Raw genomic sequence first — 26,287 nt, forward strand, 5'->3', positions numbered from 1 at the left:
GCCGTCCATCGAGCTCCGCGCGCCGCTGGTCCGCGCCGAGCTGGCTGGCCGACCACTCTCGGAGCCGCCCGCCTCTTGTGCTCGGCAGCACCGCCGGGCTACGCTCGCCCCCCGCCATGCAGCAGCAGCCCGCCGTCCGCCGGCCCGGCGTCCCCGTTCCCGGCGATGTCGTCGAGGGCAAGTTCCGTATCGAGCGCGTCCTCGGCGCCGGCGGCATGGGCGTGGTCTTTGCGGCCTGGCACCTCGCCCTGGAGCGCCGCGTCGCCATCAAGTTCCTGCTCCCCGAAGCGGCCGAGCTCCCGGACGCGGGCGCCCGCTTCCTCCGGGAGGCCCGCGCCGCCGCTGCCCTCGATGGACCGCACGTCGCGCGCGTCCTCGACGTCGGCACGCTCGACACCGGCGCGGCCTACATGGTGCTTGAGTACCTGACGGGCGAGGACCTCGCCGAGGTGCTCGAGACCCGCGGTCTCCTGCCGCTGACCGAAGCCGCTGACCACCTCCTCGAGGTCTGCGAGGCGCTCGCCGAGGCCCACGTGCGCGGAATCATCCACCGCGATCTCAAGCCCAATAACCTCTTCCTCACCCGCCGCCCCGATGGATCCCCCCTCCTCAAGGTGCTCGACTTCGGCCTGTCGAAATTCATTGGCGTAGGCGACTCCGTCAAGGAGGCGAGCCTGACCGCGACGGGCCGTATCATCGGCTCCATCCATTACATGTCGCCCGAGCAGGTCCGCAGCCTGAAATACACGGACGTGCGCACGGACATATGGGCGCTCGGCGTGCTCCTGTACCGCATGCTCTCGGGGCGGCACCCCTTCGAGGGCGAAACCATGACCGCGGTCACGGCGGCGATCATGATGGACACCCCGACGTCCCTTCTGGCGCTGCGCCCGGACCTCCCGCCGGCCGTCGCTTCGCTCGTGGACAAGTGCCTCACGAAAGATCCCGCCGCTCGCGTCCAGAACGTGGCCGAAATCGCCCGGGTGCTCGCGCCTTTCGCGACCCAGCGCGGGAGGCTGTCGTTCGAGAGCATCGACCGTCTCCTGCCGGACCCCGCCTCGCGCGCCGGCTCCTCGCCGGGGGTGGACGCGCCCGTCGCGGCGCCCCGCCTGCTCGCCATGCCCTCGCCCTCGTGGGAAGCAGGAGCGCACGACGCGACGACCGCCCCCATGCCAGAGGGCCCAGGCCCGATGTCGTCGCCCGGCAGCGAGGCGACGGAGACGGCGCACGAGATATCGCCTCTCGCGTCCCCGGGCAACACCACGCCGGCCCGCGCGCGACGGAATCGCGTCGCGCTGATCGCCTGCGCCGCGGGTGGGCTCGTCTTGAGCGGGCTCGTCGTCGCGTCACGGCTCACGACGAGCGGGCCGGTGGACAGCGGTGGCCCCGTGGTATCGAGCACGACGTCCGAGCCCGCGCCTGCACCGACCGGCACGGACAGCCCGATGGGGCTCGCGTCGCCCCCCGTCGCCATCGCCGACCACGCGACCGCCGCGCCATCCCCGAGCCGAGCGCTCGTCACGAGCGCACCTGCCGCGGTCAGCGCGATCCCGGCGGCGCCTCCGGCGACGCAAGCGGCGGGGACGCCAGGGGCAAGCGCCGCAAGGGCACCAAGGCTTACGCCGCGACCGACGGTCGACCCGCAAAAACCGCCCGTGGATCCAGGGAAGTCATGGGATTGACGAAACGATCAGCGTATCCCGCAGCGTGGCGTTGCGTCCTGCCGCTCGCGCTCCTCTGCGCGATGAGCCATGTGGCGGCCGCGCAGCCGACGAGCTCGAAAGCCCAGGCGCAGGCGCTCTTCGAGGAAGGCCGTGCGGCCTTGGAGGCGGGGGACTGCGCCCGCGCGATTCCGCTCTTCCGCGAGAGCCTGTCCACATTCCCCGCGCGTGGTCCACTCTTCAACCTCGCGCAATGCGAGTCGAAGCTCGGAAAAGTGGCGAGCGCATGGCAGCACCTCAAGCAGTTGCTGCCCCAACTGGAGCCCAACGACTTCCGTCTTGCCAGCACCAGGCAGCAGATCGAGCAGCTCGAGCCGCGCGTTCCTAAGCTCGTGATCGAGCTCGACCAGGGCGCGCCAGCACCTTCGGTGGTGCTCCTGGATGGAGCCGCGCTTCCGCAAGCCAGCCTTGGCAGCGAGCTCCCGCTCGACCCCGGAACCCACGCTGTCGTCGCCCAATGGACCGATGGCAGGCAGACCGAAGCGCCAGTGACCCTCGCGGAGGGCGCGCGCCAAATCTTGCGTCTCGCGCCTCCTCCAGTCGACGCCGCGCCGCCTCCGGCGGTCGCCGCGCCGCGCCCGGTCCGGGTGTCCGAAGCCCCCAAGGCCGCCTCGCCCCCTCCGGTCGTCAGCGCGCCGTCCGCCCCCGCCTCCGGCACGCAACGGACGGTCGCCTTCGTCGTTGGCGGCGTCGGCACTGCGGCTCTGGTCGGAAGCCTCGTCGCGGGCGGGCTCGCGCTCAAAGCGAAGTTGGATCTCGAGGAAGAGTGCCCGAATCCATTGAGTTGCAACGAGGACGGCATGAGCGCTCAGTCTCAAGGTCAGACGCTCACCGCCACGGGCACCGTGCTCGGCGCCATCGGCCTCGCTGGCATTGGCGCTGGCCTGGTGCTCCTCCTGACGTCACCTCAGCAGGGCGCGACCGTCGCCCTCACGCCCGCGGTCCTGCCAGGCGGCGGCGGGGCGCTGCTGCGCAGTAGATTTTAGCCCTGTTTTCGCCCAGAGCGCCTGCTCAAGTCCACCACGGCTGCAACGGAGCTCGTGGCGACTGGCGGCGGCACCAGCCGCGACAGAAACTTACATCAACCCAAGGAGCTTGCAGGCCGCTGGTCGCTCTCGCGCTCGCCGCGGCAAGGCGCTGAGCCCCGCCGCGTCCGTCCGGCGGAGTTCCCGAACACTCGAGTGCTTCAGGGGCGGAATTCCGCATTGGTGCTCGCGGAATGTCCACCCGCGCATCGAGCCGCAAGACCACGGCCAGACGCTCGATGCCCGATTGCTGCTCTGCCTCGTCCGAGCGCTCGGATTCCGTTGACAGGGGCAATCCTGCTCGCTCTCCTCATTGGTTGTGACAGAGATAACCGCAGACGCAGCGAACGTTTTTCTCTTCCACATCGACCCGGAGACGAGCGTCAATCCGGCGGAGCTCCAGCGGATTCTGCTGGCCGAAGCCGCCGCGTTCAGCGTCGCATCCCGGCCGACGATCCACCCTGCGCTCCTCGAGCACCGCATCCTGCGCGGCACGGACGGCCGCCTCCTCTGGGAGATCGCCCTCACCGGGCTCGAGTCGCCCGACGACGACCCGCCCAGAGAGAGCCTCTGCGAAGCGCTCCTCGGCGAGGTGCGCGAACGCCTCGAGGGCCTCGGGAGAGTCGAAACCTTCGCGGGCTACACGGATCTCGTGTTCCCCGGCCCCGGGCTCGGCTTCTGCCGCGCGCCGCTGGAGGCGAGCAGGTCCTCCGGCTTCTCGGCCGGGCTCGCCCAGGCGAGCGCGCCCCTCCTCGGGTGGGAAGACTACGCGACGGACGCGGGCACGGCCGTGGCCGGGGCGGAGCTGCCCGAGGATCTCCTCGCGGAGATCGAGCAGAGCCGCGGCGAGGCGCCCGCGGTGCCGGGCCTCAAGCCGGTTCGCCAGGGCACATGTACACCGGGGCCAGCGACAAGGCGCACCTCGCCTACCTCCACGATTACCTCGAGTCCCGCGCCGCGGCGTCGAGCTCCAGCGACCGCCGCAAGGTCATCGCGTTCCGCGCCTTCCAGGCGCGCGAGGGCAGCACCGCGGCCATCAACACCTACGACAACCAGATCGTCACCTGGGGGACCGGCTGGGGCGGCCTCGGGATGCTGGGCAAGGTCATGGCGCGCGCGGTGGCGAACGAGGCGCTCCGCGACCGGCTCGGCCGCGCGGGCCTGCGCTACCGCGACAAGAACGTCTACGATGTCGTCGACCTCCGGGCGAAGCGGGTGATCACCGGGGGGAAAGAGGCGCTCGAGACGCTCCGCAGCTCGGTCCCGCTGCTCCGGGTGCTCATCCACGCGGCGCGCGATCCGCGCACGCGCGACGCGGTCACCGAGGCGCAGCTCCTCACGTTCATGGAGACGTCGGCGCACATCGCCGGGGCCGACGGCATCGCCACGCAGGCCCTGTTCAACTGGATCGCCCACCTCAAGCACTGGGCCCCGGCGTACGTCGACGGCAGCCTCGAATGGGCGCTGCCTCAGGCAGGCGGCGGCGCCGCGTCGGTCGAACGCGACCAGCGCCTCGCCGTGCTCGTGGGCCGTTATTTCTACGGCAGGGCCCGGAGTTTCAAATGGCGCCCCGACTGGAGGCAGTTCCAGCTGTACTGCGAGCACATGAAGGCCGACGGCCTGGATTGCACGAGCGATCCGTTCTTCCGGGCGGCGGCGTCGCCGTCGAGCGATCCGTTCGCCGAGCACCCGCTGCCGCGGCCCGGCAGGCCGGCCAAGCCGCAGATCCTGAAGAACGCGCCGCTCGCCGGCGAGCCGGCGCTCGAGCGCGTCGCGCGGGGCGAGGGGTCGCTCCGCAAGCGGGCCAGCGGGCCCGAGATCAAGGCCCTGCAGGAGGCGCTGCTCGCGCTCGGGATCCAGCTCCGAGGCGGGCGTCGACGGCGTCTTCGGCGATCGCGTGGAGGACGCCGTGAGGGCGTTCCAGGCCGAGCGCGGGCTCCTCGTGGACGGGGTCGCGGGGCAAGCCACCTTGAAGGCGCTCGACGCGAGGCTCGGCGCGGTGAGGGGCTGATCGGGGCGGCTCGCGCCAACCCGATCGAGAGGAGACCACACGATGGCGGGGTTTTCATCTACGACGCCGGTCACGGGGCGAGCCTCGAGGTGACCGGCGCGCGCGGCGAAGTCCCCCTGGCGCGCTCGCTCAGACCTCCTCGGCGCCGTGGAGCACGGCCACCCGTCCGTCCTGCTGCCGGCCGAGCTCGGCGCGGTACCGCAGCCGGCTTCTCCAATCGATGTACTCGAGGCGAAGGCGCCGCGTCGAAGGCCCTTGCCCCGGATCGAGGTGAAGCATGCAAAAGCCGTTGTTGCCGATCTCGGGACGGAGCTTGTACCCATGATAGCGCGACTGCGACTCGAGGAAGAGCGGGGTCGCGGGGCACGGCGCGGCGTACAAATCCTTGTCGAGCCCGTACTCGGAGAGTCGATAGGGATAGCCGCCGTGCCCGATGCAGCTCGAGACCGGCAGCTCCGGGGTCATGTCGAAGAGACCACAGTAATGCGTGTTGCCCCACATCCAGAGATCCACGGCCGGCAGGTACGGCTTCAGGTGCTCGTACATCCTGGTGAGTTCCATCGATCCATACTGGAACGGCTCGTTCGCTGACAGCAGCACGTTGATACACCCGCGCTGACGTCCGTCCTGCAGGATCTGCGAGAGCCACGAGCGGAGCCGGGCGTCGGCGTACGTCATGTGACCGAAGTAATCGGTCTCGATCCCGATGATCTGGAACGCGTCCCCGAAGCGCAGGCAGAAATAGCTTCCCTGCTGGACCTGGGGCGCGCCCAGGCCCATGCGATAGTCGAGGTAGCTGAAGTACGGGTACGCCTTGGAGAACATCTCGTGGTTGGAGCTCAGCATCATCACGTTCGTGCGCGCCAGCATGTCCTCGAACTCGGGCGCGACGAAGGCCGCGAACTCCGCCGATGTGCCGGCGTAATAGACGTCGCCCAGGTAGAGGAGGTGGTCGGGCGCGAGCCTCCGGATGTGCTTGGCGATGTAACGCGAGTGCGGGAGCCCGTTGCCGAAGTCGGCGAGCAGGGCGAGGCTGGTCTTCGCCACCGGCATGTCGTACACGAACGACCGCTCCTTCGACGCGTCGTGGTACCGGAAGGGCGCCTTGGGTTTGAGGCTGTTCGCGGCCTTCGACGCGACGAAGGCGAGCGCGTACATGGCGCCGTCCGCGACCGTCTCGAACTTCTCTTCCATCGGGAGGATGGGCAGCCAGGTCGAATCGTACCCAAGAAAACCGAAACCGTCGGGCATGCCGACGGTCTGCACGGACGCGGCGGCCGCCCTGAGCACGCCGTCGGGCTGCATGGGCACCGCGGCCGCCCTGAGCAGGCCGTCGGACATGCCGAAGGCCTGCACCGGCGCCGCGGCCGCCCTGAGCAGGCCGTCGGACATGCCGAAGGCCTGCACGGGCGCGGCGGCCGCCCTGAGCAGCGGCTCCGCCGTGGTCGACGGCTCCAGGAGCGCCCGCGCCCGGTCGAGCGCGCCCCGGAGCTCCCCCTCGGTCAGCCTGGCGTCCCACAGGCTCCTCGCCTCGGCCAGGATCGGGTCGGGATCGTCCCGGAGGCGCTCCTCGAGCCACGCGACGTGCTCGGGCTCGACGAGCCCGATGTCCGCGTCGGCGCTCGCGTCGAACGCGTAGTCCTTGGCGGGTGGTCGGTCCGATCGCGGGCTGCCTTGCCCTCTCGGGGCGTCCTCTGGCGGGAGCACCTGCTCGGCCGCGCGGGGGTGGGCGTGTGTGGACGCGGTCGGATGTCCGAGCGCGCGCAGGAGCGATGGCTTCACGGTGTGTCCCTCATTCCTTCGAAAGACGGTGGTCTCGACGCGCGCTGGGCGATCCCGCGAGGTGCCGCGCTCACGTCGCGCGCGGATACATCTGCTTGATGAACTCGATGTCGGTCTCCGACAGCGTGCTGTTGCCCGGACGCGACCTCCGGTCGCGCGTGTGCTCCTTCGGGATCGCGTACAGCATGATCGAGCGCGGATCGAACGTCGAGAACTGCGTGACGTCCCTCGAGTACCTCTGGAAGAGGTTGCTGTCGACGTCGGCGCGCTTCCAGTGGTTCGGCGGCCCCATGTAGTACCTGTAGACGGCCTCCGTGTCCCACGGGATGCCGGCGTCGGGGTTCTGGTGCTCGTGGATGCACCCGAGCGCGTGTCCGAACTCGTGCAGCACGACCCGCGAGCACTCCTCGTCGGGCGTCGACGGCGTGAGCCAGCCCAGGTTCATCGTCGGCTTGTCCCGGCGGATGCTCAGGCAATCTCGGCCGATGTAGGACCACGAGCCCTCGCCGCGCATGAACGCGATGCGGATCTGGGCGCTCGGGCCATCGTCGAAATCGAACGTGAGGTTCGCGTGCCGCGTCCAGAGCTCGGCGACCTCGCGGACCCGCCGCTGCACCTCGCGCTCGCCGCCCATGAACGCGATGCGCAGCGTCTGCCCGGGGGCCCACCGCTTGCCTTTCAGCACGGCGATGCGCGCCGGGTTGCCCGGGTCCCCGGCGTATACGGAATCGAGCGACTCCGCCCGTTCGCCCTGCGCCGCGCCCGAGCGGGCCAGATCGTCGTCCACGGGCGGGAACACGTCCACGCAGACGCGGGTCTCCTCGTCGATCTCCGGACCACCGGTCGCTTCCGATTCACTCATCGCTTCCTCCCTGGTTGATGACGTCTCCGCGTCGGCGGCAGGGCGCTTCATGCGCCGCCGCCGAAGACGAACCTCGCGTTCGGGTGCGCGTAGACGCAGTACGCGAGGTGCGTGGGATCGCCGTCCTTCTTGGCCGCGCGCCGCGCCTCGCGGACCGCCTTGCCGACGGGGGCGCCGTTCGCCAGCTCGCGGTACAGCGCCTCGCAGAAGGCGTAGGCGCGGTCGTCGCTCACCAGCCAGAGGGGCGCCAGGAACAGGCCGGCGCCGGCGGAGATGAGGCGGTTCGCCCACCCGCCGATGCCCACGAGCGACCACGCGCCCTGACCCAGCTCGCACGCGTTGAACACGAACGCCGGGCGCGCGGCGCCGAGGTGCGATTCGATGTCGGGGCCGTTGATGGCGCGCGGGCTCAGCGGCTCTCCCCCTTCCAGCCAGAGGGCCGTGATCGCGTCGGGCGCGCTGGTCGAGAAGTTGCCGTGCGTCGCCGCGTGGATCAGCCCATAGCCGCCGTTCTTCAGCAGCGCCTTGACCTCCTTCGCCGTGGCGTATTTGGGGCTCCTGTCCTGCAGCTTCCTGTCCTGGCCCAGGAGCCTGGCGAGGAACTCCTTCTCCTTCGGCGCGCTGGGGAGGTTGGAGTCCGTCGGCACGAGCAGCGCGAACGCCTCGACGCGGAGCGCCGCCGCCGGGCCCTCGTGGCCGCCCCCTTGCTCGTTCCGCCGGAGCCAGCGGGTCAGCGACATGCTGAGGCACCAGGGCTCCTCGTCGTGCCAGCGCTCCGGCTCGGTCCCGTACGGCCAGACCAGCTCCCACGGGATGGACGGCTCATCCGACAGGATGATCATGCTGCTGTCGCGCCACGCCTTGCGCTCCGCGGCGTACATTCGACGGAAGTCCTCCGGGAACAGCGCCTTCCACAGCTCGAAGCCCATGTCGCGGATCTTCATGTCCACGTCCTCGCGGTCGATGGCGAGCCGCGGCCTGCCGAGGGCGTCGACGGTGGGATCCTTCCCGGCGCGGAGCAGGTTCAGCTCCCGGTACAGCGACGTCGTGAAGTCCTCGGGCGAGGAGGAGAGCGGGACGCGCGTGAACGTCCTGCCCACCTCGCCCTTCCGGATCAGCGTGAAGGTGAGCGCGCCGCCGGCCGGCGAGCGCTCGTAGGCGATATACAGCATCCGCTCGGGAGCCTCGGCGAGCGAGGCGCTCGAGGTGCGGACCGCGCCGCTCACATGGGCCGTGTCCGAGCTGGCCCCGGGCATCGCGGTGACCTCCACCAGGACGGCGGCGGCCCCGACGGGGTTGCCCGACTGGAGGAAGTCGAGGAGAAGGGCGCGCTCGCCGAGCGCGGTGGGCTTGAGGAAGAACACGACCGGATCGCTGTCGCCGCTCGCGGGGATGCGGATCTCCTGCTCCAGCGGCGAGAGCACATCGAAGGAAGGGGCGCTCAGGCGCACGCGCACGGGCTCGGAAGGCCTCAGCGGCACCGGACCGGTGCGGCTGGCGACGCTGAGGCTGGATGGAGCCACCGTGAGGCGCACGACCAGGCTGAAGCGCTCCGCGCCGAGCCACATCCGGCGCGGGCACGCGACATCGACATGGCGCAGCACGGTCGGCGCGTCGACCGGCGGCGACGCCTCGGCCGGGGGCGACGCCTCGAGCGGAGCCGCCGCCTCGGCCGGCGGCGGCGCCTCGGCCGGGGACCAACCCTCGAAGGGGGACGGCGCCTCGGCCGGGCGCGACGCGCCGGCCGGCCGCACCGCCGGGAGCGGCAGGGGCGACGCCGCGCCGAAATCGCGCGCGCTCGTCGGATTCGCCCCGGGCGCCGGCTGGCCCCGGGCCGAGAGCAGCCCGTCGCCGCCGAAGGGGATGTCCAAGAGGTCTGAGCCGCCTCGCTCGACGGCGTCGAAGCTCTCCAGGAACCGGGAGCGCCTCGGCTCGGGCGGGCTCGCGCCGGCGCCCCGCGCCTCCCGGGTCGATTCGAAGTAGTGCGCCGCGGCGGGGGCGGCCTGCGCGCTCACGAACGCCACGCCGCCGCCGGGGAGGACGCCCCCCGCGATCGCAGCCCGCGCGGCCTTCAAGGCGTCCTGCAAGCGCCGCCTGCGCGCCGCGCTCTCGACCTCCGTGGCGCCGCCGACCTGGAGCAACGCCGCCCGCTGCGGGGGCACATCGGCGAGAGCGGCGCCGGAGCCCACGTCGACCTGGAGGAGCGTGCGGCCTCGCTCGACGCGGACCCGAAACGCGCTCCCGAGCTCGACAGGCTCCCCGCGTTCGAACAGGCGCTTCGCCCTCTCCGTGTGCACGCTCGTCCGGGTCAAGGCGGCGACGCGATCGAGCAGCGCGTCGCCCTGACCGGCAGGGATCGCCACCACGGCGCAGCGGCGGGCCCCGCGACGGTGCTCGTGGACGAGCGCCTCGATCGCGTCGCTGCCGAGCCCCTCGGCGACGAGGAGCAGGGCCTGCGACGGCGGCGCGGCGACCTGAAGCCACCCGGGGAACAGGCGCTGCTCGGCGTCTCCCTCCACCTTCATGACGAGCACGGAGCACGCCTCCAGCGTGCATGATATCCGCTCCGCGTCGGTCGCGAACGCGGGAGAGGCATGGCCGAAATGGAAGTCCATCTCCGCGAGCCTGCGGAGCGCCAGGCCGCCTCCCTCCTTCGGCTCGATCAGGATCTGCCCGTCGCCCGCCCAGCCGATCGCCTCCGCGAGGGCGGCGCTGGCCTCCTGGTCGCCCTTCAAGCACGTGGCACAGATCCGACCGATCTCGTTTGATGTCATGGTACAGAGACGATCCTACGTCATTGCCTCTGGGCCGTGAAGCCGCCCGCTTCGATGCGAGGCGATGCGCGGATAAGCCATTGATCTATATCGCTTTTCAAGGAGGCGGCCGGCTGGCGTCACAGCGCGCCATGGATCGCGCAACTTAAGCCTTGAAATGCGCGCGGCCGGGCGCGACGATGCCCGGTCGTGAGCCCTCCCGCCAGCGCAGCGCACTTTCTCGACGACTTCAATTACATCCACCCCGAAGCCGTCGAGCTGCGCAGCCTGCTCGCCAAGGCTTACAGCCGCAAGCAGGACATCCCCGTGATCCTCGAGCGCGCCGGGCTCGAGCCCAGCTACATCGATCTGGAGCAGGCGCCCATTTACGTCTGGCAGGACGCCCTGCGACAGGCGTCCGACGCTTTGCTGCTCCGTCCATTGCTGGATCTCGTCCTCGCCGACAGGGATCGCAAGAAGTACCACGACCGCATCAAAGAGCTGATGGAGCCGGCGCCCGTCGTCGAGGCGCCGGCCGCCGGCGCGCCCGGCGTGCCCAGCCTCGCCGGGCCCGACCCGGATTCGGGCGACGTCGAGCGGATCCTCGGCAGCGCGAGCAGCCTCATCGACATGGGCCAGCTCGCGGGCGCCTTCCGCGTGTCTCCGGCGGTGGCCCGCCTCGAGGTCCACGCCGGAGGGCAGCGGTTTTACGGCACAGGCTTCCTCCTGGACGCGCCGGGCGAGCCTCTCCTGCTCACCAACCATCACGTGCTCTTCGACCTCGGCGCCGGCGGACGGCCGGTGTCCCGCGTGGACGCGTGGTTCTCGTACGAGACGGGGCCGGACGGCGCGCCCAGGCAGCCGCGCGTGGTCCCCGGCGACCCGTCGACGATCGTGGGCTCGGCCGAGCACGACTGGGCCGCCGTGCGCCTCGCCTCGCCGCTGCCCGAGGGCTACCCGCGGCTCGCCCTGCGCCCTTCACGGCCGCTTTCGGAGGACGACCCGGTCTTCATCATCCAGCACCCGCGCGGCCTGGTGAAGCACATCGGCCTCACGCGCAACCAGGTGCAGTATGTCGATGACAGCGTCGTGCAGTACCTGACGGACACCGACGGCGGCTCGTCGGGATCTCCCGTGTTCAACGACCGGTGGGAGGTCGCCGCGCTGCACCACCGCTGGGTGGAGATCCCCCAGCAGAACGGGCGGCCGCCGGCGTACCGCAATCAGGGCATCCGCATCGAGCGGGTGCGCGAAGGGCTCGTCCAGGCCGGCCTGCTCCCGGCCTGATCGCGCCCCCGGAGAGCGCTGAACCGAGATGCCGGCTCCCGTACCGATGGCCTACGATCGCGCCGCGCTCGTCCGCGCGCTCTCGGCCGCATACAACGGCATGGAGCAGAAGCGCGAGGCCCTCCTCCTCTGCGAGCGGGCGGGGATCGACCTCTTCAGCATCAACCACGATCAGTCGGTACAAGGCATCTTCGACGAGGTCACCCGCGTCCACGCGGCGAAGATCCCGAAGCTCGTGGAGCGCGCGCTCGAGGACGCGCGTAAGGCGAGGCACCACGCGGCCATCCGGGCCGCCTGCAAGCCCAAGGCGTCGGCCCTCCCGCGGCACCCCGCGGCCAACGCGTACCTGCGGCTCGATCGCCACGACATCTGGAGCGACCTCCAGAGCCGCAGCGCCAATGACCCGCGCGCCCACGCCCTCTTGCTCTGCGGCGCGCCCGAGGACGGCCATCAGTACTTCCTGGATCGCGTCCGCGCCTTCAAGGACGATCTCGGCGCCGAGGTGCTCACGATGAGCCCCACCGTGTTCAACGTGCGTGACGCCCGCAAGGCGCTCCTCGCCCTCCGGGACGTCCTCGCGCTCGAGCTCGGCGAGGACGTCGAGGTGGACGCGCTGCCCGACGCCATCGCGCGCCTCACCCAGGACAGGAGCCTGATCCTCATCTATCCGATGCACCCGGAGGCGCTGGACGCGGCCCACGCGCGGTGGCTCAAGGATCATCACACCGAGGCGATCCCCGAGCTCTACCGGCAAGCGGTCGATCGACGCGGGGGCGCCGGCGGGGGCGCCCTCATCACCCTGCAGCCGATCGTGTGGAAGCCGAGCCTCTGGGACTGGATCGGGGCCCTCTCGGCCCACAGGGTGACCCACGGCGCGCTCGCGCCGATCGAGCACCGGGCGATGCGGCACGAGCTGAAGCGGATCGAGAGGAGCGATATCGAGATGTTCTTCCGCGAGCTGTATCCAGGCGACCCGCGGGCGATCGACGCCGGCACGCGGCGCGGCCTCGAGCTCCACGAGGCCAGCAAGGACACGCAGCGCTTCTTCGCCGGGCTTCAGGAGCTCCTGTCCGCCGCCGACGCGGCGCAGCGCTAGGACGTGACATGGACGAGCACTACGAATTCCGCCAGTACCCCGACGGGCCGTTCGACGGCGACGACTACATCCCCAGCAAGAAGCTCGCGGTCGCGGTGAATACGGCGCTCGCGGCCGAGCAGCCGCTGCTCGTCACCGGCGAGCCGGGCACCGGCAAGACCAGGCTCGCCGAGTCGGTCGCGAGGCGCCTCGGCCTGGGCGAGGTCCTCACCTTCGTCGCCCGCAGCGACCACCAGGCGCGCGATTGCCTCTACTCCTTCGACAGCCTGCGCCGCCTCCACGACGCCCAGGTCAAGAGCGAGCTCGCCAGCTCCCCGGCGAATTACGTGCGTTATGAGGCGCTCGGCGAGGCGATCCGCTCGCCCACGCCGCGCGTCGTGCTCATCGACGAGATCGACAAGGCGCCGCGCGACTTCCCCAACGATCTGCTGGGCGTGCTCGAGGGACGGCTCAGGTTCCCGGTGCACGAGACCGGCGAGACGATCGAGGGCAAGGACGGCGCGCGGCCGTTCGTGATCGTCACGAGCAACCGCGAGCAGCCGCTGCCGCACGCGTTCCTCCGGCGGTGCGTCTTTCATCACATCGAGTTCCCGAGCGACAAGGAGCTCGGCGCGATCGTGCGGTCGAAATACGCCGCCGCGCAGATCTCCGACGGCCTCCTCGCGGCGGTGCTGAAGCGCTTCCGTGAGGTCCGCGCGTCGGACATCGAGAAGCGGCCGGCCACCGGCGAGCTGCTCGCGTGGGTCAAGGTGCTCCTCCGCGCGAAGGTGACGGAGGCCGACGTGCTGGCGCGGCGCCTGGCCGAGCTCTACCCGGGCGTGCTCCTCAAGCTGGACGAGGATTTCAGGCGCGTGCTCGGCGCGACGGGCGACGCGGAGAGCGCCGGGCCGGCGATCCGATGACGGGCGAAGACCGCTTCCCGTTCGACGACCTGCTCGACGAGGTGAAGCGCTCCGGCGTCGCCGTCGGGCCCCGGGAGCGGCTCGCCTTCGCGCGGTTCTTGAGCCGTTACGACGGCGCCTCGCGCGAGGAGCTGCGCACGGCGGTGGCCAGCCTGCTCGCCCGCAGCCGCGCCGAGGTGGAGATCGTCGAGGAGGCGTTCGACCGCGTCTTCCCGGAGGAAGAACCGCCGCCCGCGCCGCCGCCCCCTCCGCCCATGGCGCCGGAGGCGCGCTCGAGCGCGTGGGCGGCGCTCGCGCGCTGGCTCCGCCCGCGCGGCCGCCAGCTCGGCGCGCTCCTCGCGACGGTGGCGCTCGTGACCAGCGCCGCGCTCTGGATCTCCCCTGGATCACCTGATCCGCCGCCTGGCGACGCAGGCAGCGGCGGGGCGAGCGGCGCGAGCACGGCGGACGGCAGCACGAGCGGCGCGAGCGGCGCGAGCAGCACGAGCGGCGCCGGCGGGCGCGACGTCACGGCATGCCGGCCGGAAGAGGCGAGCATCCAGCGCTGGTACCTGCCCTCTCTCGTGCTCCTCTCGGGCACGCTGCTCTCGCTCGGCGTGGCCGGCGTGGTGCGCGGGCGGAGGCGCCTGCTCGCGCGGCGGCGAGGCACCCTCACGGAGGCGTTCGTCGAGCGCTCCGGGCCGCGCTGGTACGACCTCGCGCCCATCCCCGATCGGGGCGCGCGGGCCGCGCTCGACCGGATGAGCGTGACGCTCGAGCGGTCGCTCCGCGAAGCCCTGCTGTCGCCGGAGATCGACGTGGCGCGCACCGTCGACGCGACCGCGCGCGCCGGGCTCTTCCCCACCCTCGTGCGGCGGACGCGGCTCGGCCGGACGCGCGCCGTGGTGCTCGTGGACACGAGCGCCGCGAGCCGCCCCTTCCGCGCCGCCCTGGAGGCGTTCGTCGAGGCGCTCGAGCGCTCGGGCGCCGACGTGACGCGGCTGTGGTTCGCGGGCGACCCCACGCGCGTCGCCGTCCGCCCCGGCGCGCGCGCCGTCCCCCTCGGCGCGCTCGCGCCGCGGCTCGGCGGGCAGCCGATGATCCTGCTCGGCACCGGGGAGGCCGTGGCCGCGGCGCTCTCCGATCCCCGCGAGGCGCTGCGCGTCGCGCTCCAGCCCTGGCCGGCGAGCGTGCTCCTCACGCCGATCGAGGATCCGGACCTGTGGCCTCGCGGGCTCGCGTCGCCGGCCGCGGCGGTCGCGGCCTTCCCGCTCGACGAGCACGGCGTGCTCGGCGCCGCGCGGCGGCTCGCGGCGCTGCGCTCCCACGCCGCCGCGCCGGCCTTCGCGCCGCGCGCCGAGCGCCCGCCCCTCGATCTCGTCGACCTTCACCTGCTGCGCGCGATGCTCGCGCTCGCGCCGCGGCCCTCGTTCGAGCTCGCGGAGGCGCTGCGCCGGCGCTTCTTGCCGCACACGCCGGGGTCGATCCTGCTCGCCGTCGCGCCGATCGTCGAGGGCCGCGAGACGGCGCCAGAGCGGCGCGCGCTCGCCGGATCGCTGCGGGAGGCCCGCCGGAGCGGCCGCTTCCCCGAGGCAGCGGTGCGGCGGTTCCTCCGCGACGCGCTCCTCCGGGCCGAGCCGAGCGACAAGGATTCGGCGGCTCACCTGCGCTGGCAGCAGGACGTGGCGCTCCAGGACCTCGACGCGGGCGACGGGCGCGCGCGGAGGGACGCGCGCGCGGCGCTCGCGAGGCTCCTCGCCGGGCCGATCGGGCCGGAGCTCGAGGGCCGGCTGGACAGGGAGCGCGACGTGCGGCGGAGGGTCGGGGGGCCCCGCGCGGACCTCCTGCGCATCATCGCCCGCCGCGGCCTCCGGAGCCTCTGGCCGCCGCGCTTCGCGCTGTCGGGCGCCGCGGCGGCCTCCGTGCTCGGGGCGGCGTCGCTCTTCACGGCCGTGGCGGCGGCGGCCGGCGCCTTCTCCCCGCGGCCGCTCTCGATGGATGGCCGGGTGAACCTCGTCGTCGACGCGGAGGACCTGCGCATGGCCCTCTGCGCCTTCGACCGCTTCTACGACGTCGTGATCGCGCCCGAGGCGACGTACGGGCTCGCGCGGGCGCCCGGGCGTCCCCTCGTGGCGTTCAAGATCCGCCCCGTGATCGGCCCGGTGCGCGCGTTCGAGGCGGTGGCTCAGCCCTCCGAGGTGGCGCTCGAGGACGCCTTCCTGGCGCGCACGAGCGGGGCGGCGCTGGAGCTGATCACGAAGCTGCCCCAGGTCGAGGGGGGCGAGCGGCGCGAGCTCGATCCGATCTCGCTCACGGCCAGCGCCGGGCCGGCCTCGCCCGTTCCGCTCCAGGACAGCGATCTCCTCCGGTGCCAGCACTCCCTCGGCGTCCTGCCCGGCACGGGCGACGACGCGATCGCGCGCCTGCTCGACCCCGCGAGGCGCCACCCGAGCTGCCCGCCGCCGTGCGGAGGCGACGAGGCGTGGTGCCCCGGCGTCGGGTGCACGGACGTCACGACCGCGGAGAACTGCGGCAGGTGCGGGAATCGCTGCCCTGCCGGGTCATCGTGCGTCGAACGCGACTGCAGGAGCGTGTGCGCCGCGGGCACGACGAAATGCGGGGATCGGTGCGTCGACGTGTTGACCGACCCGAGGAACTGCGGCGGGTGCGCCGGAGTGTCGGGCAAGGATTGCGGCGCGGGGACGTGCGTCGGCGGCGCGTGCGAGTCCCCTTGCCCCGACGGTCAGCCCCGCTGCGGCGAGCGCTGCTGCCCGCCGCGCGCCAACGCGACGGCGACCTGCGACGGCGAGGCGTGCGGCTACAGCTGCACCGCCGGCTTCCAGAGCTGCAATGGGACCATGAACGACGGGTGCGAGTCGAACCGCTCGACGGACCGCAACCACTGTGGCGACTGCGCGACGCACTGCGGTTCGGACGAGGACTGTTCACGTGGAAAGTGCGCCGTGAACCCCGACAAGAGGAGGAAGAACTGCGAGACCACGTGCAGCGATCGGTACAATCAGTGCCGTAGCGGCTGCAACCTGAAGGGGCCCATGGAGGGGCCCAAACAGGACGCTTCTGTCCAAGATTGCATCGCAGGTTGCGGGAGAGAACAAACGAGCTGCGTACGGTCCTGCGTGTTCATGGCGACCTCGGCGAGCCCAGCTGGCAAGTGAAGCCGCGAGAGGCGGATTGAAGACAGGGCCGCGACGAAGGCCAGACCGACGTCCCCTGCGCCTCCTCCACCGTCGCGATCTCGGCCTCGCGGACCTCTCCCTCCGCCCTCCAAGCGTCGATCTTCAGCGCAAGCGCGGCCCCCTCGGCCGGAAGCGCCGACGTCTCCGCCTGCCCCGAGCGCGGTCCCGAGGTTGAAAGACCCCCTCCCATGCACTACGCCAAGGCGGACCCAACGGACGACCTCCTCCGGGGACATTCCCTCGACCCAGGCTGCATCGACGTATGACCGACCTCCGCAAGCTCGGCGGGCTCCTCCCGGCCGCCCTCCTCCTCGGCCTCGGCGCGTGCCGCGCCGCCGCCGACACCCCGCCGGCGCCGCCCCCGCCCGAGGTCGGCGTCATCGAGGTCCAGAGGGAGCCCGTGACCCTCCGCGACGAGCTCCCCGGCCGCGTCGCCCCCCTCCGCCTGGCGGAGGTGCGCGCGCGCGTCGCGGGCGTCGTCCTGAAGCGCAGCTTCACCGAAGGGAGCGAGGTCAAGGAGGGGCAGACGCTCTTCGTGATCGACCCCGCGCCCCTCAAGGCCGCCGTCGACAGCGCCGCCGCCGCCCTCGCCAAGGGGCAGGCCAACCTCGGCCAGGCCGAGGCGCGCGCGAAGCGCGCCACCGCGCTCGTGCAGGAGGGGCTCGTCAGCCGCGAGGCGTACGACGACGCGCTGGCCGCCCAGGCCATGGCCCACGCCGAGATCGCCCAGGCGCGCTCGGCGCTCTCGCTGGCCCGCCTGAACCTCGGCTACGCGACCGTGACCGCCCCGATCAGCGGCAGGATCGGCGGCGCGCTCGTCACCGAAGGCGCGCTCGTCGGCCAGGCCGAGGCGACGCCGCTCGCCGTCATCCAGCAGATCGACGCGGTCTACGTCGACATCAAGCAGCCCGCCTCGCAGCTCACGCGCCTGCGCCGCGCCGCGCTGGACGCCGCGCCCCAGGGCGCGGCCGGCGAGCACGCCGCGCTCCTCGTGCTCGACGATGGCGTCGAGTACCCCGAGAAGGGCGAGCTGCTCTTCTCGGACATCAGCGTCGACCCCGGCACCGGCGAGGTGACGCTGCGCGCGCGCTTCCCGAACCCGAGCCGCCTGCTCTTGCCCGGCATGTTCGTGCGCGTGAAGCTCGCCAAGCGCGTCGATCAGGCGGCCCTCACGGTGCCGCAGCAGGCGGTCGGCCGCGACGGCGGCGGCAACGCGACGGTCCTCGTCGTCCAGCCCGACGGCAAGACGGCCGTGCGCCAGGTCGAGACGGGCGGCGTCGATCGCGACCGCTACATCATCACCTCCGGCCTGAACGCCGGCGACAAGGTCGTGGTCGAGGGCCACCAGAAGGTCGCCCCGGGCGCCGAGGTCCGCGCCGTCCCCTTCACGCCCGCGGCCTCGGCCGCCGCGCCCGCGCCCGCGGCGCCGGCGGCGCGCTGACGCGCGCGGAGCAGATCGAGGCCAGCATGTCGCGCTTCTTCATCGACCGGCCCGTGTTCGCGGTCGTCATCGCGATGTTCATCGCGCTCCTCGGGGCGATCGCGCTGCCGCGGCTCCCCGTGACGCAGTACCCGTCGGTCGCGCCGCCGACCGTCTCCATCTATGCGAGCTACCCCGGCGCGACGCCGGAGACGCTCGACCAGAGCGTCGTCAGCCTCATCGAGCGCGAGCTGAGCAGCGCCAAGCGCCTGCTCTACTTCCAGTCGTCGAGCGACGCCTCCGGCGGGGCCCAGATCACCGCGACCTTCCTGCCCGGCACCGACCCCGATCTCGCGCAGATCGACGTCCAGAACCGGCTCAAGGCGGTCGAGCCCCGCCTCCCCGCGGCCGTGCGGCAATACGGCCTGTTCGTCGAGGCCTCGACGTCGAGCTTCCTGATGATCGTCAGCCTGTCGTCGCGCGACGGCAGCCTGAGCCCCACCGCGCTCGGCGACATCCTCGCCCGCTCCATCATCGACGATATCAAGCGCGTCCCGGGCGTCGGCCGCGTGCAGCTCTGGACCAGCGAGCGCGCCATGCGGATCTGGATCGATCCGACCAAGCTCGCGGCGCTCGCGCTCTCGCCCGCCGACGTGTCGGCCGCCATCGCCGCGCAGAACGTCCAGTTCGCGTCGGGCCGCATCGGCGACCTGCCGAGCCCGCCGACGCAGCAGATCAGCGCCACGCTCATCGCCGAGGGGCAGCTCACGACGCCCGAGGATTTCGGGGCGATCGTCCTCCGCGCGAAGCCCGACGGGTCGCGCGTGCTCCTCCGCGACGTCGCGACGATCGAGATCGGCGCGCAGAACATGGCGTCGTCGTCGCGGAGCAACGGAAAGCCCGACGCGGCGATCGGCATCCAGCTCGCGAACGGCGCGAACGCGATGAAGACCTCCGACCTCGTGCGCGCCCGCATGGAGGAGCTCTCGCGGGGCCTGCCGCCCAACGTGACCTACAGCGTGCCTTACGACACCGCGCCCTTCGTCAGGACCTCGGTGCACAAGGTGCTCGAGACCCTGGTCGAGGCCATGGTGCTCGTGTTCGTGGTGATGTTCCTGTTCCTGCAGAACATCCGCTACACGCTCATCCCGGCGATCGTGGTGCCGCTCGCGCTGCTCGGCACGTGCGCGGTGATGCTCCTCGCGGGCGCGTCGATCAACATGCTGAGCCTGTTCGGCATGGTGCTCGCGATCGGCATCATCGTCGACGACGCGATCGTCGTGGTCGAGAACGTCGAGCGGCTGATGGCCGAGGAGGGGCTGTCCCCGCGCGAGGCGACGCGCAAGGCGATGGCGGAGATCTCGGGCGCCGTCGTCGGCATCACGCTCGTGCTCTCGGCGGTGTTCGTGCCGATGGCGTTCGCGTCGGGCTCGGTGGGCGCGATCTACCGGCAGTTCTCGATGTCGATGGCGGTCTCGATCCTGTTCTCGGCGTTCCTCGCGCTGACGCTCACGCCGGCGCTCTGCGTGGTCTTGCTGAGGCCCGTCCCCGCCGGCCACGCGCGGCGCCGCGGCCCGCTCGGCTGGTTCAACGCCGGCTTCGAGCGGCTCACCTCCGGGTACCGGCGCTGGGTCGCGGGCTCGCTCGACAGGCGCCGCCGGCTGCTCCTCGGGTTCACGATCCTCGTCGCGACGCTCGGCCTGCTCTACGTCCGCCTGCCGACCGCCTTCTTGCCGGAGGAGGATCAGGGGCTCGTGATCGTCGACGTGCAGCTCCCGCCCGAGGCCACGCAGCACCGCACGCTGAGGGCGGTCGAGCAGGTGGAGGCGCACTACCTCGGCCGCCCCGCCATCAGCAGCGTGGCGTCCTTCCCGGGCTTCGGCTTCTCGGGCTCGGGGCAGAACGTGGCGATGATCTTCCTGACGATGAAGGACTGGGGCGAGCGCCCGGACGGCGCGACGGCCCAGGCCGAGGCCGCGCTGGCGAACGAGAAGCTCGGCCAGATCCGCGACGGCGTTGTGTACAGCCTGGTGCCGCCGCCGATCATGGAGCTCAGCAGCACCTCGGGCTTCAGCCTGAAGCTGCAGGACCGGGGCGGGCGCGGGAACGCGGCGCTCGTGGCGGCGCAGCAGCGGCTGATCGAGCTCGCCGCGGGGAGCCCCGTCCTCGCGCAGGTGCGCGCCGAGGCGCAGCCCGACGCCGCGCAGATCCGGCTGCGGATCGATCGCCAGAAGGCGAGCGCGCTCGGCGTGGGCTTCGAGAGCGCGGCCGGGGTGCTGTCGACCGCGCTGAGCCCGACCTACGTGAACGATTTCCCCAACCAGGGTCGGCTGCAGCAGGTGATCGTGCAGGCGAACGAGGCGAGCCGGATGCAGATCGAGGACGTGCTGCGGCTGTCCGTGCCCAACCGCGCCGGTCAGATGGTGCCGCTCTCCGCGTTCGCGACGGCGGCGTGGGAGCGCGGCCCGCTCCAGCTCGCGCGCTTCAACGGGTTTCCGGCCACCGGGATCAGCGGCGCGCCGGCGCCCGGGCGGAGCAGCGGCGAGGCGATGTCGGAGATGGAGCGCCTTGCCGCGCAGCTGCCGCCGGGGTTCGGGGTGGAGTGGACAGGGCAGTCGTACCAGGAGCGGCTGTCGGGGGCCGAGGCGCCGGCGCTGCTCGCGCTGTCGCTGGTGGTGGTGTTCCTGGTGCTGGCGGCGCTCTACGAGAGCTTCGCGATCCCGCTCTCGGTGATCCTCGTGGTGCCGCTCGGGGTGCTGGGCGCGGTGCTGGCCATGACGGTGCGCGGGCTGCCGAACGACGTGTTCTTCAAGGTCGGGCTCATCACCATCATGGGGCTGTCGGCGAAGAACGCGATCCTGATCATCGAGTTCGCGAAGAGCCTGCGCGAGCAGGGCAAGAGCGTGCGGGACGCGGCGATCGAGGCGGCGCGCCTGCGCTTCCGGCCGATCCTGATGACGTCGCTGGCGTTCATCCTGGGCGTGATGCCGCTCGTGTTCGCGCGGAACGCGGGCTCGGCCACGCAGCACGCCATCGGGACGGGCGTGTTCGGCGGCATGCTCACCGCGACGCTGTTCAGCATCTTCTTCGCGCCGCTGTTCTTCGTGCTGGTCAGCCGCCTGCGGCGCGAGAGGGCGCCCGACGGCCCGCAAGCGGGGCCGGCGAGCGCGCGGTGAGCGGCTAGCCGGCGCCGGCGGGCCGCGGCGTCACGGGCAAGTCTCGCCGTTCCCCTCCTGGCGGTGGCTGCCGGTGACCGCCTCGAAGAGCGCGTCAACCACGCACGCCGGCAGCAAAGGGTTATCGGTGATGGTGAGGCTGGCGTAGCGAAGGGCGTCCAAGCGCGCCGTTCTCGTTGCGATCGAGGCCAGCGTGCACGACGGAGCCGCCGTGAGGACACTGCGCTTCGCTCGCCGCGTCGGTGCGCACGACGACCTCGAGCTGCCGCTCGATCGGCGCCGGGGGGTCGCTCTCGCCGCCGCACGCGGCCGGCGCGATGAGCGCGAGCAAGAAGGGGTGATAGGTTCGGGTTCCCATCGTAGGAAACCACGCGTGGCACGGGCAAGCCGGTACTCGGCGGCGACGGCCCCGCGGAGCACGCTTTGCGCGCCGGCGGGCGGCGGCGGGGCCGTCGCGGTCAGCTCCGGCGCGCTGCGGCGCGCGGGCCGTCAGAACTGGTAGAGACCACCGGCCTCGACGGCCCAGCCCGTGCGGTCAGCGCCTTTGTCCGCCTCGGCGACCGGATCGAGCTTGTGGCGCGTGAGCGCCAGAGAGGGCTCGAGCACGATCGAGAGCCCCTTCATGGGCGAGAAGGCGTAGCCCGCGCGCACCGTCACGTTGCGCTCGATGCCGGGGCCGTTGCCGCCGACGCGCGCGGGCGGTGTGGCCGGCGCGCCCTCTGCCGCCGGTGTTCCGGGCGTGTAGCCGAGCAGCATGTCGTCGGCGCTCGGCACCATCGCGGCCCCCGCGATGAGGTGCAGGGCGTGCTTGTCGAACGTGAGCTTCCCCGACACCCAGCCGCCCACCTCGGCGACGTCCTTCGCGCGGTGGCCCTGGCCGAGCGTCAAGAGCCCCAGGTTGGCGAGGTTCTGACCGCCGTACGCCTCGGCCCGCAGGTTCAGCGGACCGGACGTGACCTCGGCGAACAGGTTGCCGCCGATGGCCAGCTTCCTCTCTTCGGTCGGCAGGTTCGCGTCGAAGGCGAGCGACGTGGCGATCACCGATGCTCCGATCCATGCGGCCTTCTCGGCGCGGTAGCCCGCGCGCAGCGCGAAGGTGGGCGTGCGCGAGTACTCGACGTTGTTGAGGATGGCCGTGACGTTCTGGCTCACCAGACCGAGCGCGGCGCCCACCTCCACGCTGCCGAGGGTGGCGACATAGCTGAGCTGGTGGCGCATGAAGCCCGAGTTCCCGGACTGAAAGAGCGCGCCCACGAGGTTGTACGTGTGCGTGTTCAGCGGCGAGAACAGGTCCCAGAGCTGACCCAGCGTGAGCTTGTGCCCGTCGGCGGGAGACCACTCCACGAACGCCTGCCGCACGCGGAGCGTCATCGCCTGAGCCGGCGACGACTTGCCGAAATCGATGAAGTCGACCTCGAGCTGCCCCTTCACGGGCGTGCCCTCCCCGGCGGTCACGCCGAAGCGCGTCTGCGCCGCCTGGAAGCTCAGGCCGACGGCGTCCGGATCGGCGAGGAACACCGGGTTCACCGCGGCCGTGGGCGCGGAGTAGTTCGGGTTGCCGAAGGACTCCAGGCCGTTCCCGACGACGACGGTAGGCTTGACGATGCCGTAGACGCGCACGAGCGGCTTGTCTTCGGGCTTCTTCGGCTCGACCGGCGGCGGAGGAGCAGGCGGAGGCTCCACCACGGGCGCCGCCGCGGCCTCGGCCGGCACGGGTTGCTGAGGCGGCTCCGCCGTTTGCGCTCTGCCCGTGGCGGGCGCGGCGACTCCGGCCAGCGCGAGAGAGGCGGCGAGCGCTGCGCTAGGTGTCTTCCACGTGATCATGAGTTCTCCTCTGAATCGGGTGCGCGGGCTCGGCCCTGGTCACGCCCCGTGGACGTCGGCGTCGATGCGGTGATCCTTGGTCTCGCGGATGAAGAGGCCGCCCACGATCAACGTGACCGCGCAGACGGCGATGGGATAAATCAGGCCCGTGTAGATCGCGCCCGCCCCGAACGTGTCCTTGGCCCAGGCCGACGCGGTGACGGCCGTGGCGATCAGCGGCAAGAAGCCGCCGAACCAGCCGTTGCCCAGGTGGTAAGGGATGGACATCGAGGTGTAGCGGATCTTCGTGGGGAAGAGCTCGACGAGGAACGCCGCGATCGGCCCGTACACCATGGTCACGTAGACCATCTGGATGCCGATGAGCAGGATCATCATGGGCACGTTGACCTCGTCCGGGTTCGCCACGGGCAGGCCGCTCGGGTTCGAGAAGTGCTTCATGGCCATGTAGATCGGGATGTAGGTGATCGCGCCGAGCGCGCAGCCGGCCATCATGATCTTCTTGCGGCCGACGCGATCGGACAGGCCGCCGAACACCAGGAACAGCGGCGTGGTGAGCGCGAGCGCGACCGACATGATGGTGTAGGCCGTCTGCCACTGGATCTTCAGCACGCTCTGCATGAACGTGAGCGCGTAGAACTGGCCCGTGTACCAGACGACGCCCTGGCCCGCCGTCACGCCGAAGAGGGCGAGGAGCACGTACTTGCGGTTGAGCGGGTTGGAGAAGGTCTCCTTGATCGGGTTCTTCGAGACCTTGCCGGTCGACTTGAGCTTCGAGAAGAGCGGCGACTCCTTCATCTTCACGCGGATGTAGAGCGAGATTGCGAGGAGCAGGAAGGAGAGCAGGAAGGGCACGCGCCAGCCGAACGCCTTGAAGTCCGCCTCGCCGAACAGCGAGCGGGTGGACCCGATCACCGCCATGCTCACGAAGAAGCCGAGCGTGGCGGTGGTCTGGATGTAGCTCGTGTAATAGCCGCGCTTCTGGTCCGGTACGTGCTCGGCCACGTAGGTGGCGGCGCCGCCGTACTCGCCGCCGAGCGCGAGGCCCTGCATGAGGCGCAAGAGCACGAGCAGGATGGTCGAGGCGATGCCGATCTGCTCGTACGTGGGCAAGAGGCCCGTCAGCGCGGTCGAGATGCCCATGGTGGCCATGGTGACGAGGAACGTGTATTTGCGGCCGATCAGGTCGCCGATGTGCCCGAACACCACGGCGCCGAGCGGGCGCACGCCGAACCCTGCTCCGAAGGTCGCGAGGCTCGCGAGCAGCTGCGCAGTCTCGTTGCCGGCCGGAAAGAACAGCCCGCCAAAGAACACGGCGAGGCTGCCGTAGAGGTAGAAATCGTACCACTCGAACAACGTTCCGAGCGACGACGCGGTGATCACGCGACGGATCGTCCCGGCATCCTCGATGGCCGCATCGGCGCCGCCATGGACGACGCCACTTGTCATGTTGGTACTCATTTGGGTCTCCCGAGAGGATGGTCCGCGCAGAGCGACTTCAGCACATCAAGAACTTTCCAGCGGGACCGTATGCTGACGAGACCCATACTACCTATCCTTCTGACTGCCAACAAGTGCGCCCAACCTCGTTCTCTGGCCTACGCGCCGGCGGAGACGAGACCGGAACAGCGGCGCAATGTCCTCGTCCGGCGTCGAGATCCCCCGGCCGAGCCTGATCGTCACCGTCCGCGCCGAGAGCTCGGCGAGCTCGCGTGTGCGGGGCCCCGCGTGCGTACCCGACCAGACGATCGGGCGCAGCCTCTCCGCGGGGCGGTGAGGGGCGCGCCCGCGGCGTTCATCATGAAGGTAGTTTGCTTGTGTGTCTGCTCCCCGGCGCGCGCACGGGCGGCGCGGCGCTTCGCGCGCCGACCGCGACCGCCGCGAGCTCTCGCCGGCAGAGGGCCGGGGCGGGAGGCGGCCGGCTCCCGCCCCGGCCTGCCGGACAGCGTCGCTGAACACCGCCGTGGACTGCCGATAAGCCGCGAGGCGCGCCTGCTGACCAAGGGGGATGAGCCTCCGAAGAACCCTATTGTTAGCGTTCACTGAGCTGCCGGAGAGCGGCACCCCGCCTGCCGCGCTGGCTGGTCGAGGCGCACGCCCAGGGGCTCGTGCACCGCGACCTCAAGCCGGCCAACCTGCTCCTCACGCGCCGGCCGAACGGCGAGCCGCTCGTCAAGGTGCTCGACTTCGGCATCTCCAAGCGGATCAAGCCCGACGCCACGGATCTGACCAACACCCTCGTTCTGCTCGGTTCCCCTTTTTCCATGGCGCCGGAGCAGATGATCCGCGCCAAGCGCGTGGACACGCGGAGCGACGTCTGGTCGATGGGCGTGGTCCTGCATCATCTGGTGACGGGGATGATGCCCTTTCCCGCGGAGACGCTGACGCTACGACCATTTTCACACGAGCATCACCCTGACGTCCGACTGGAAGCACTTCAAGGTTCCTGTCGGGTGTCTCGTCCAGACCGGATTTGGCCTCTTCGAGGCGCTCGCCCAAGACAGGCTCCAGCGCATCCAGTTCAGCCTCGGCCCGGGCCATGCGTTCGGTTTCTGGATCGACGACGTCGCGTTCTACGAGTGACCGCTCCTGTCCGCGAGCGCGCGGCATGTGCGTTCGGCGCGAAGCACGGCCACGATCGTAGAGACCGCGGAGCGCGGTCCCCGGGGCCTCACCTCACCTGCTCTCGAGTCCCTCCGTGCGCGACGAGCACCGCGACCGGCCCCCGGCTCCGGGCGACCACCGACTCGACCGTGCTCCCGAGGTAGAGCCGACCGATCGGCCCGTGGTCGTAGCATCCGAGCACGAGCAGATCGTACGGGGCGCGCGCGAGCTCCCGCGCTATCTCGTCGCTCGGGCGCGCGCCCACGTGCACGCGCGACGAGACGCGCACGCCGAGCCGGCGCCCCCGGAACACCGCCTCTTCGACGACGCTCCGCGCCACCGCGCGCACCCGGGATGGCTCGCGATCGCGCCAGACGACCGCGCCGAGGTCGGTCTGCGCGCCGCTGAGCAGCACGAGCTCGGCGTCCCACGCCAGCGCCACGTGGGCGGCGAGATCGGCGGCGGCGAAGGAGTACTCGAGGCCGATGATCGGGACGAGGATCCGCCGCGCGGAGGCGCGCTCCGCCGCCGGAGGGTCGCCCACCACGACGAGCACGTTGGACTCGGCCCGCTGGACGATCGCGTCCTGCAGGCGACCGAACGACATTCGGCGCGCGCCGGCGAGCGCGCGCCGATCACGAGCAGATCGTG

17 protein-coding genes are annotated in these 26,287 nt (G+C 71.5%); 9 read left to right on the forward strand and 8 right to left on the reverse strand.

What is annotated here, in order from left to right:
* The first annotated feature begins 116 nt into the window (after positions 1-116).
* Positions 117-1,682 carry a protein kinase domain-containing protein gene (locus tag WME98_RS49780; RefSeq protein ID WP_437948543.1) on the forward strand — a complete coding sequence of 522 codons (1,566 nt, stop codon included), beginning with the start codon at positions 117-119 and terminating at the stop codon, positions 1,680-1,682.
* On the forward strand, positions 1,673-2,707 hold the full coding sequence (locus tag WME98_RS49785) for a tetratricopeptide repeat protein (RefSeq protein ID WP_437948544.1): 1,035 nt from the start codon (positions 1,673-1,675) through the stop codon (positions 2,705-2,707). Before WME98_RS49780 ends, WME98_RS49785 begins: the two co-directional genes overlap by 10 nt.
* An 804-nt stretch (positions 2,708-3,511) precedes the next feature.
* On the opposite strand, the gene WME98_RS49790 is transcribed toward WME98_RS49785, so the two are convergent.
* The 4 genes from WME98_RS49790 to WME98_RS49805 form a co-directional block, all read right to left on the reverse strand.
* The gene (locus tag WME98_RS49790; RefSeq protein ID WP_437948545.1) at positions 3,512-4,831 is read right to left on the reverse strand and encodes a hypothetical protein; all 1,320 of its coding nucleotides are present in this window, start codon (positions 4,829-4,831) and stop codon (positions 3,512-3,514) included.
* Positions 4,832-4,886: 55 nt separating this feature from the next.
* The gene (locus tag WME98_RS49795) at positions 4,887-6,539 is read right to left on the reverse strand and encodes a hypothetical protein (RefSeq protein ID WP_437948546.1); all 1,653 of its coding nucleotides are present in this window, start codon (positions 6,537-6,539) and stop codon (positions 4,887-4,889) included.
* Positions 6,540-6,609: 70 nt separating this feature from the next.
* On the reverse strand, positions 6,610-7,401 hold the full coding sequence (locus WME98_RS49800) for a M12 family metallopeptidase (protein ID WP_437948547.1): 792 nt from the start codon (positions 7,399-7,401) through the stop codon (positions 6,610-6,612).
* A gap of 47 nt (positions 7,402-7,448) precedes the next feature.
* Positions 7,449-10,175: a CHAT domain-containing protein gene (locus WME98_RS49805; RefSeq protein WP_437948548.1), complete on the reverse strand. Its 2,727-nt coding sequence runs from the start codon at positions 10,173-10,175 to the stop codon at positions 7,449-7,451.
* A gap of 189 nt (positions 10,176-10,364) precedes the next feature.
* On the opposite strand from WME98_RS49805, the gene WME98_RS49810 reads away from it, so the two are divergent.
* From WME98_RS49810 to WME98_RS49835, 6 genes are all read left to right on the forward strand, one after another.
* Positions 10,365-11,441 carry a trypsin-like serine peptidase gene (locus tag WME98_RS49810; RefSeq protein WP_061625234.1) on the forward strand — a complete coding sequence of 359 codons (1,077 nt, stop codon included), beginning with the start codon at positions 10,365-10,367 and terminating at the stop codon, positions 11,439-11,441.
* A 28-nt stretch (positions 11,442-11,469) separates the two neighbouring features.
* Entirely contained in the window at positions 11,470-12,537 is a 1,068-nt protein-coding gene (locus WME98_RS49815) for a hypothetical protein (RefSeq protein WP_437948549.1), read from the forward strand.
* An 8-nt stretch (positions 12,538-12,545) separates the two neighbouring features.
* Complete coding sequence (locus tag WME98_RS49820; protein WP_437948550.1) at positions 12,546-13,439, forward strand: AAA family ATPase; 894 nt, start codon at positions 12,546-12,548, stop codon at positions 13,437-13,439.
* Positions 13,436-16,594 carry a hypothetical protein gene (locus WME98_RS49825; protein ID WP_437948551.1) on the forward strand — a complete coding sequence of 1,053 codons (3,159 nt, stop codon included), beginning with the start codon at positions 13,436-13,438 and terminating at the stop codon, positions 16,592-16,594. Before WME98_RS49820 ends, WME98_RS49825 begins: the two co-directional genes overlap by 4 nt.
* 283 nt (positions 16,595-16,877) lie before the next feature.
* Positions 16,878-18,056, forward strand: coding sequence for an efflux RND transporter periplasmic adaptor subunit (locus WME98_RS49830; RefSeq protein WP_437948552.1), 1,179 nt, complete (start codon positions 16,878-16,880; stop codon positions 18,054-18,056).
* A gap of 26 nt (positions 18,057-18,082) precedes the next feature.
* Positions 18,083-21,211 (forward strand): multidrug efflux RND transporter permease subunit, encoded by a 3,129-nt coding sequence (locus WME98_RS49835; protein ID WP_437948553.1) that lies wholly within the window; start codon positions 18,083-18,085, stop codon positions 21,209-21,211.
* Positions 21,212-21,332: 121 nt separating this feature from the next.
* Here the strand turns inward: WME98_RS49835 and WME98_RS49840 are convergent, their stop codons facing one another.
* From WME98_RS49840 to WME98_RS49850, 3 genes are all read right to left on the reverse strand, one after another.
* On the reverse strand, positions 21,333-21,569 hold the full coding sequence (locus WME98_RS49840) for a hypothetical protein (protein WP_437948554.1): 237 nt from the start codon (positions 21,567-21,569) through the stop codon (positions 21,333-21,335).
* A 131-nt stretch (positions 21,570-21,700) separates the two neighbouring features.
* Positions 21,701-22,924 carry a hypothetical protein gene (locus tag WME98_RS49845; protein ID WP_437948555.1) on the reverse strand — a complete coding sequence of 408 codons (1,224 nt, stop codon included), beginning with the start codon at positions 22,922-22,924 and terminating at the stop codon, positions 21,701-21,703.
* A 150-nt stretch (positions 22,925-23,074) separates the two neighbouring features.
* Positions 23,075-24,481 (reverse strand): MFS transporter, encoded by a 1,407-nt coding sequence (locus tag WME98_RS49850; RefSeq protein WP_437948557.1) that lies wholly within the window; start codon positions 24,479-24,481, stop codon positions 23,075-23,077.
* A 659-nt stretch (positions 24,482-25,140) separates the two neighbouring features.
* Here WME98_RS49850 and WME98_RS49855 point away from each other — a divergent pair.
* On the forward strand, positions 25,141-25,800 hold the full coding sequence (locus tag WME98_RS49855; protein ID WP_437948558.1) for a protein kinase domain-containing protein: 660 nt from the start codon (positions 25,141-25,143) through the stop codon (positions 25,798-25,800).
* On the opposite strand, the gene WME98_RS49860 is transcribed toward WME98_RS49855, so the two are convergent.
* A complete protein-coding gene (locus tag WME98_RS49860) occupies positions 25,704-26,243 on the reverse strand; it encodes a universal stress protein (protein WP_437948559.1) in 540 nt (179 codons plus the stop codon). The two genes, WME98_RS49855 and WME98_RS49860, sit on opposite strands and share 97 nt — an antisense overlap.
* Between the last annotated feature and the right edge of the window lie 44 nt (positions 26,244-26,287).

The organism is Sorangium sp. So ce296 (assembly GCF_051529605.1).
Lineage (GTDB): Bacteria > Myxococcota_A > Polyangia > Polyangiales > Polyangiaceae > Sorangium > Sorangium cellulosum_D.

What these genes read in the sequence shown, in the direction of transcription:
- WME98_RS49780 (WP_437948543.1), top strand. Translation starts at nt 117, where the DNA reads ATGCAGCAGCAGCCCGCCGTCCGCCGGCCCGGCGTCCCCGTTCCCGGC.
- WME98_RS49840 (WP_437948554.1), bottom strand. Translation starts at nt 21,569, where the DNA reads ATGGGAACCCGAACCTATCACCCCTTCTTGCTCGCGCTCATCGCGCCG.
- WME98_RS49825 (WP_437948551.1), top strand. Translation starts at nt 13,436, where the DNA reads ATGACGGGCGAAGACCGCTTCCCGTTCGACGACCTGCTCGACGAGGTG.
- WME98_RS49820 (WP_437948550.1), top strand. Translation starts at nt 12,546, where the DNA reads ATGGACGAGCACTACGAATTCCGCCAGTACCCCGACGGGCCGTTCGAC.
- WME98_RS49815 (WP_437948549.1), top strand. Translation starts at nt 11,470, where the DNA reads ATGCCGGCTCCCGTACCGATGGCCTACGATCGCGCCGCGCTCGTCCGC.
- WME98_RS49835 (WP_437948553.1), top strand. Translation starts at nt 18,083, where the DNA reads ATGTCGCGCTTCTTCATCGACCGGCCCGTGTTCGCGGTCGTCATCGCG.
- WME98_RS49805 (WP_437948548.1), bottom strand. Translation starts at nt 10,175, where the DNA reads ATGACATCAAACGAGATCGGTCGGATCTGTGCCACGTGCTTGAAGGGC.
- WME98_RS49785 (WP_437948544.1), top strand. Translation starts at nt 1,673, where the DNA reads ATGGGATTGACGAAACGATCAGCGTATCCCGCAGCGTGGCGTTGCGTC.
- WME98_RS49850 (WP_437948557.1), bottom strand. Translation starts at nt 24,481, where the DNA reads ATGACAAGTGGCGTCGTCCATGGCGGCGCCGATGCGGCCATCGAGGAT.
- WME98_RS49860 (WP_437948559.1), bottom strand. Translation starts at nt 26,243, where the DNA reads ATGTCGTTCGGTCGCCTGCAGGACGCGATCGTCCAGCGGGCCGAGTCC.
- WME98_RS49830 (WP_437948552.1), top strand. Translation starts at nt 16,878, where the DNA reads ATGACCGACCTCCGCAAGCTCGGCGGGCTCCTCCCGGCCGCCCTCCTC.
- WME98_RS49800 (WP_437948547.1), bottom strand. Translation starts at nt 7,401, where the DNA reads ATGAGTGAATCGGAAGCGACCGGTGGTCCGGAGATCGACGAGGAGACC.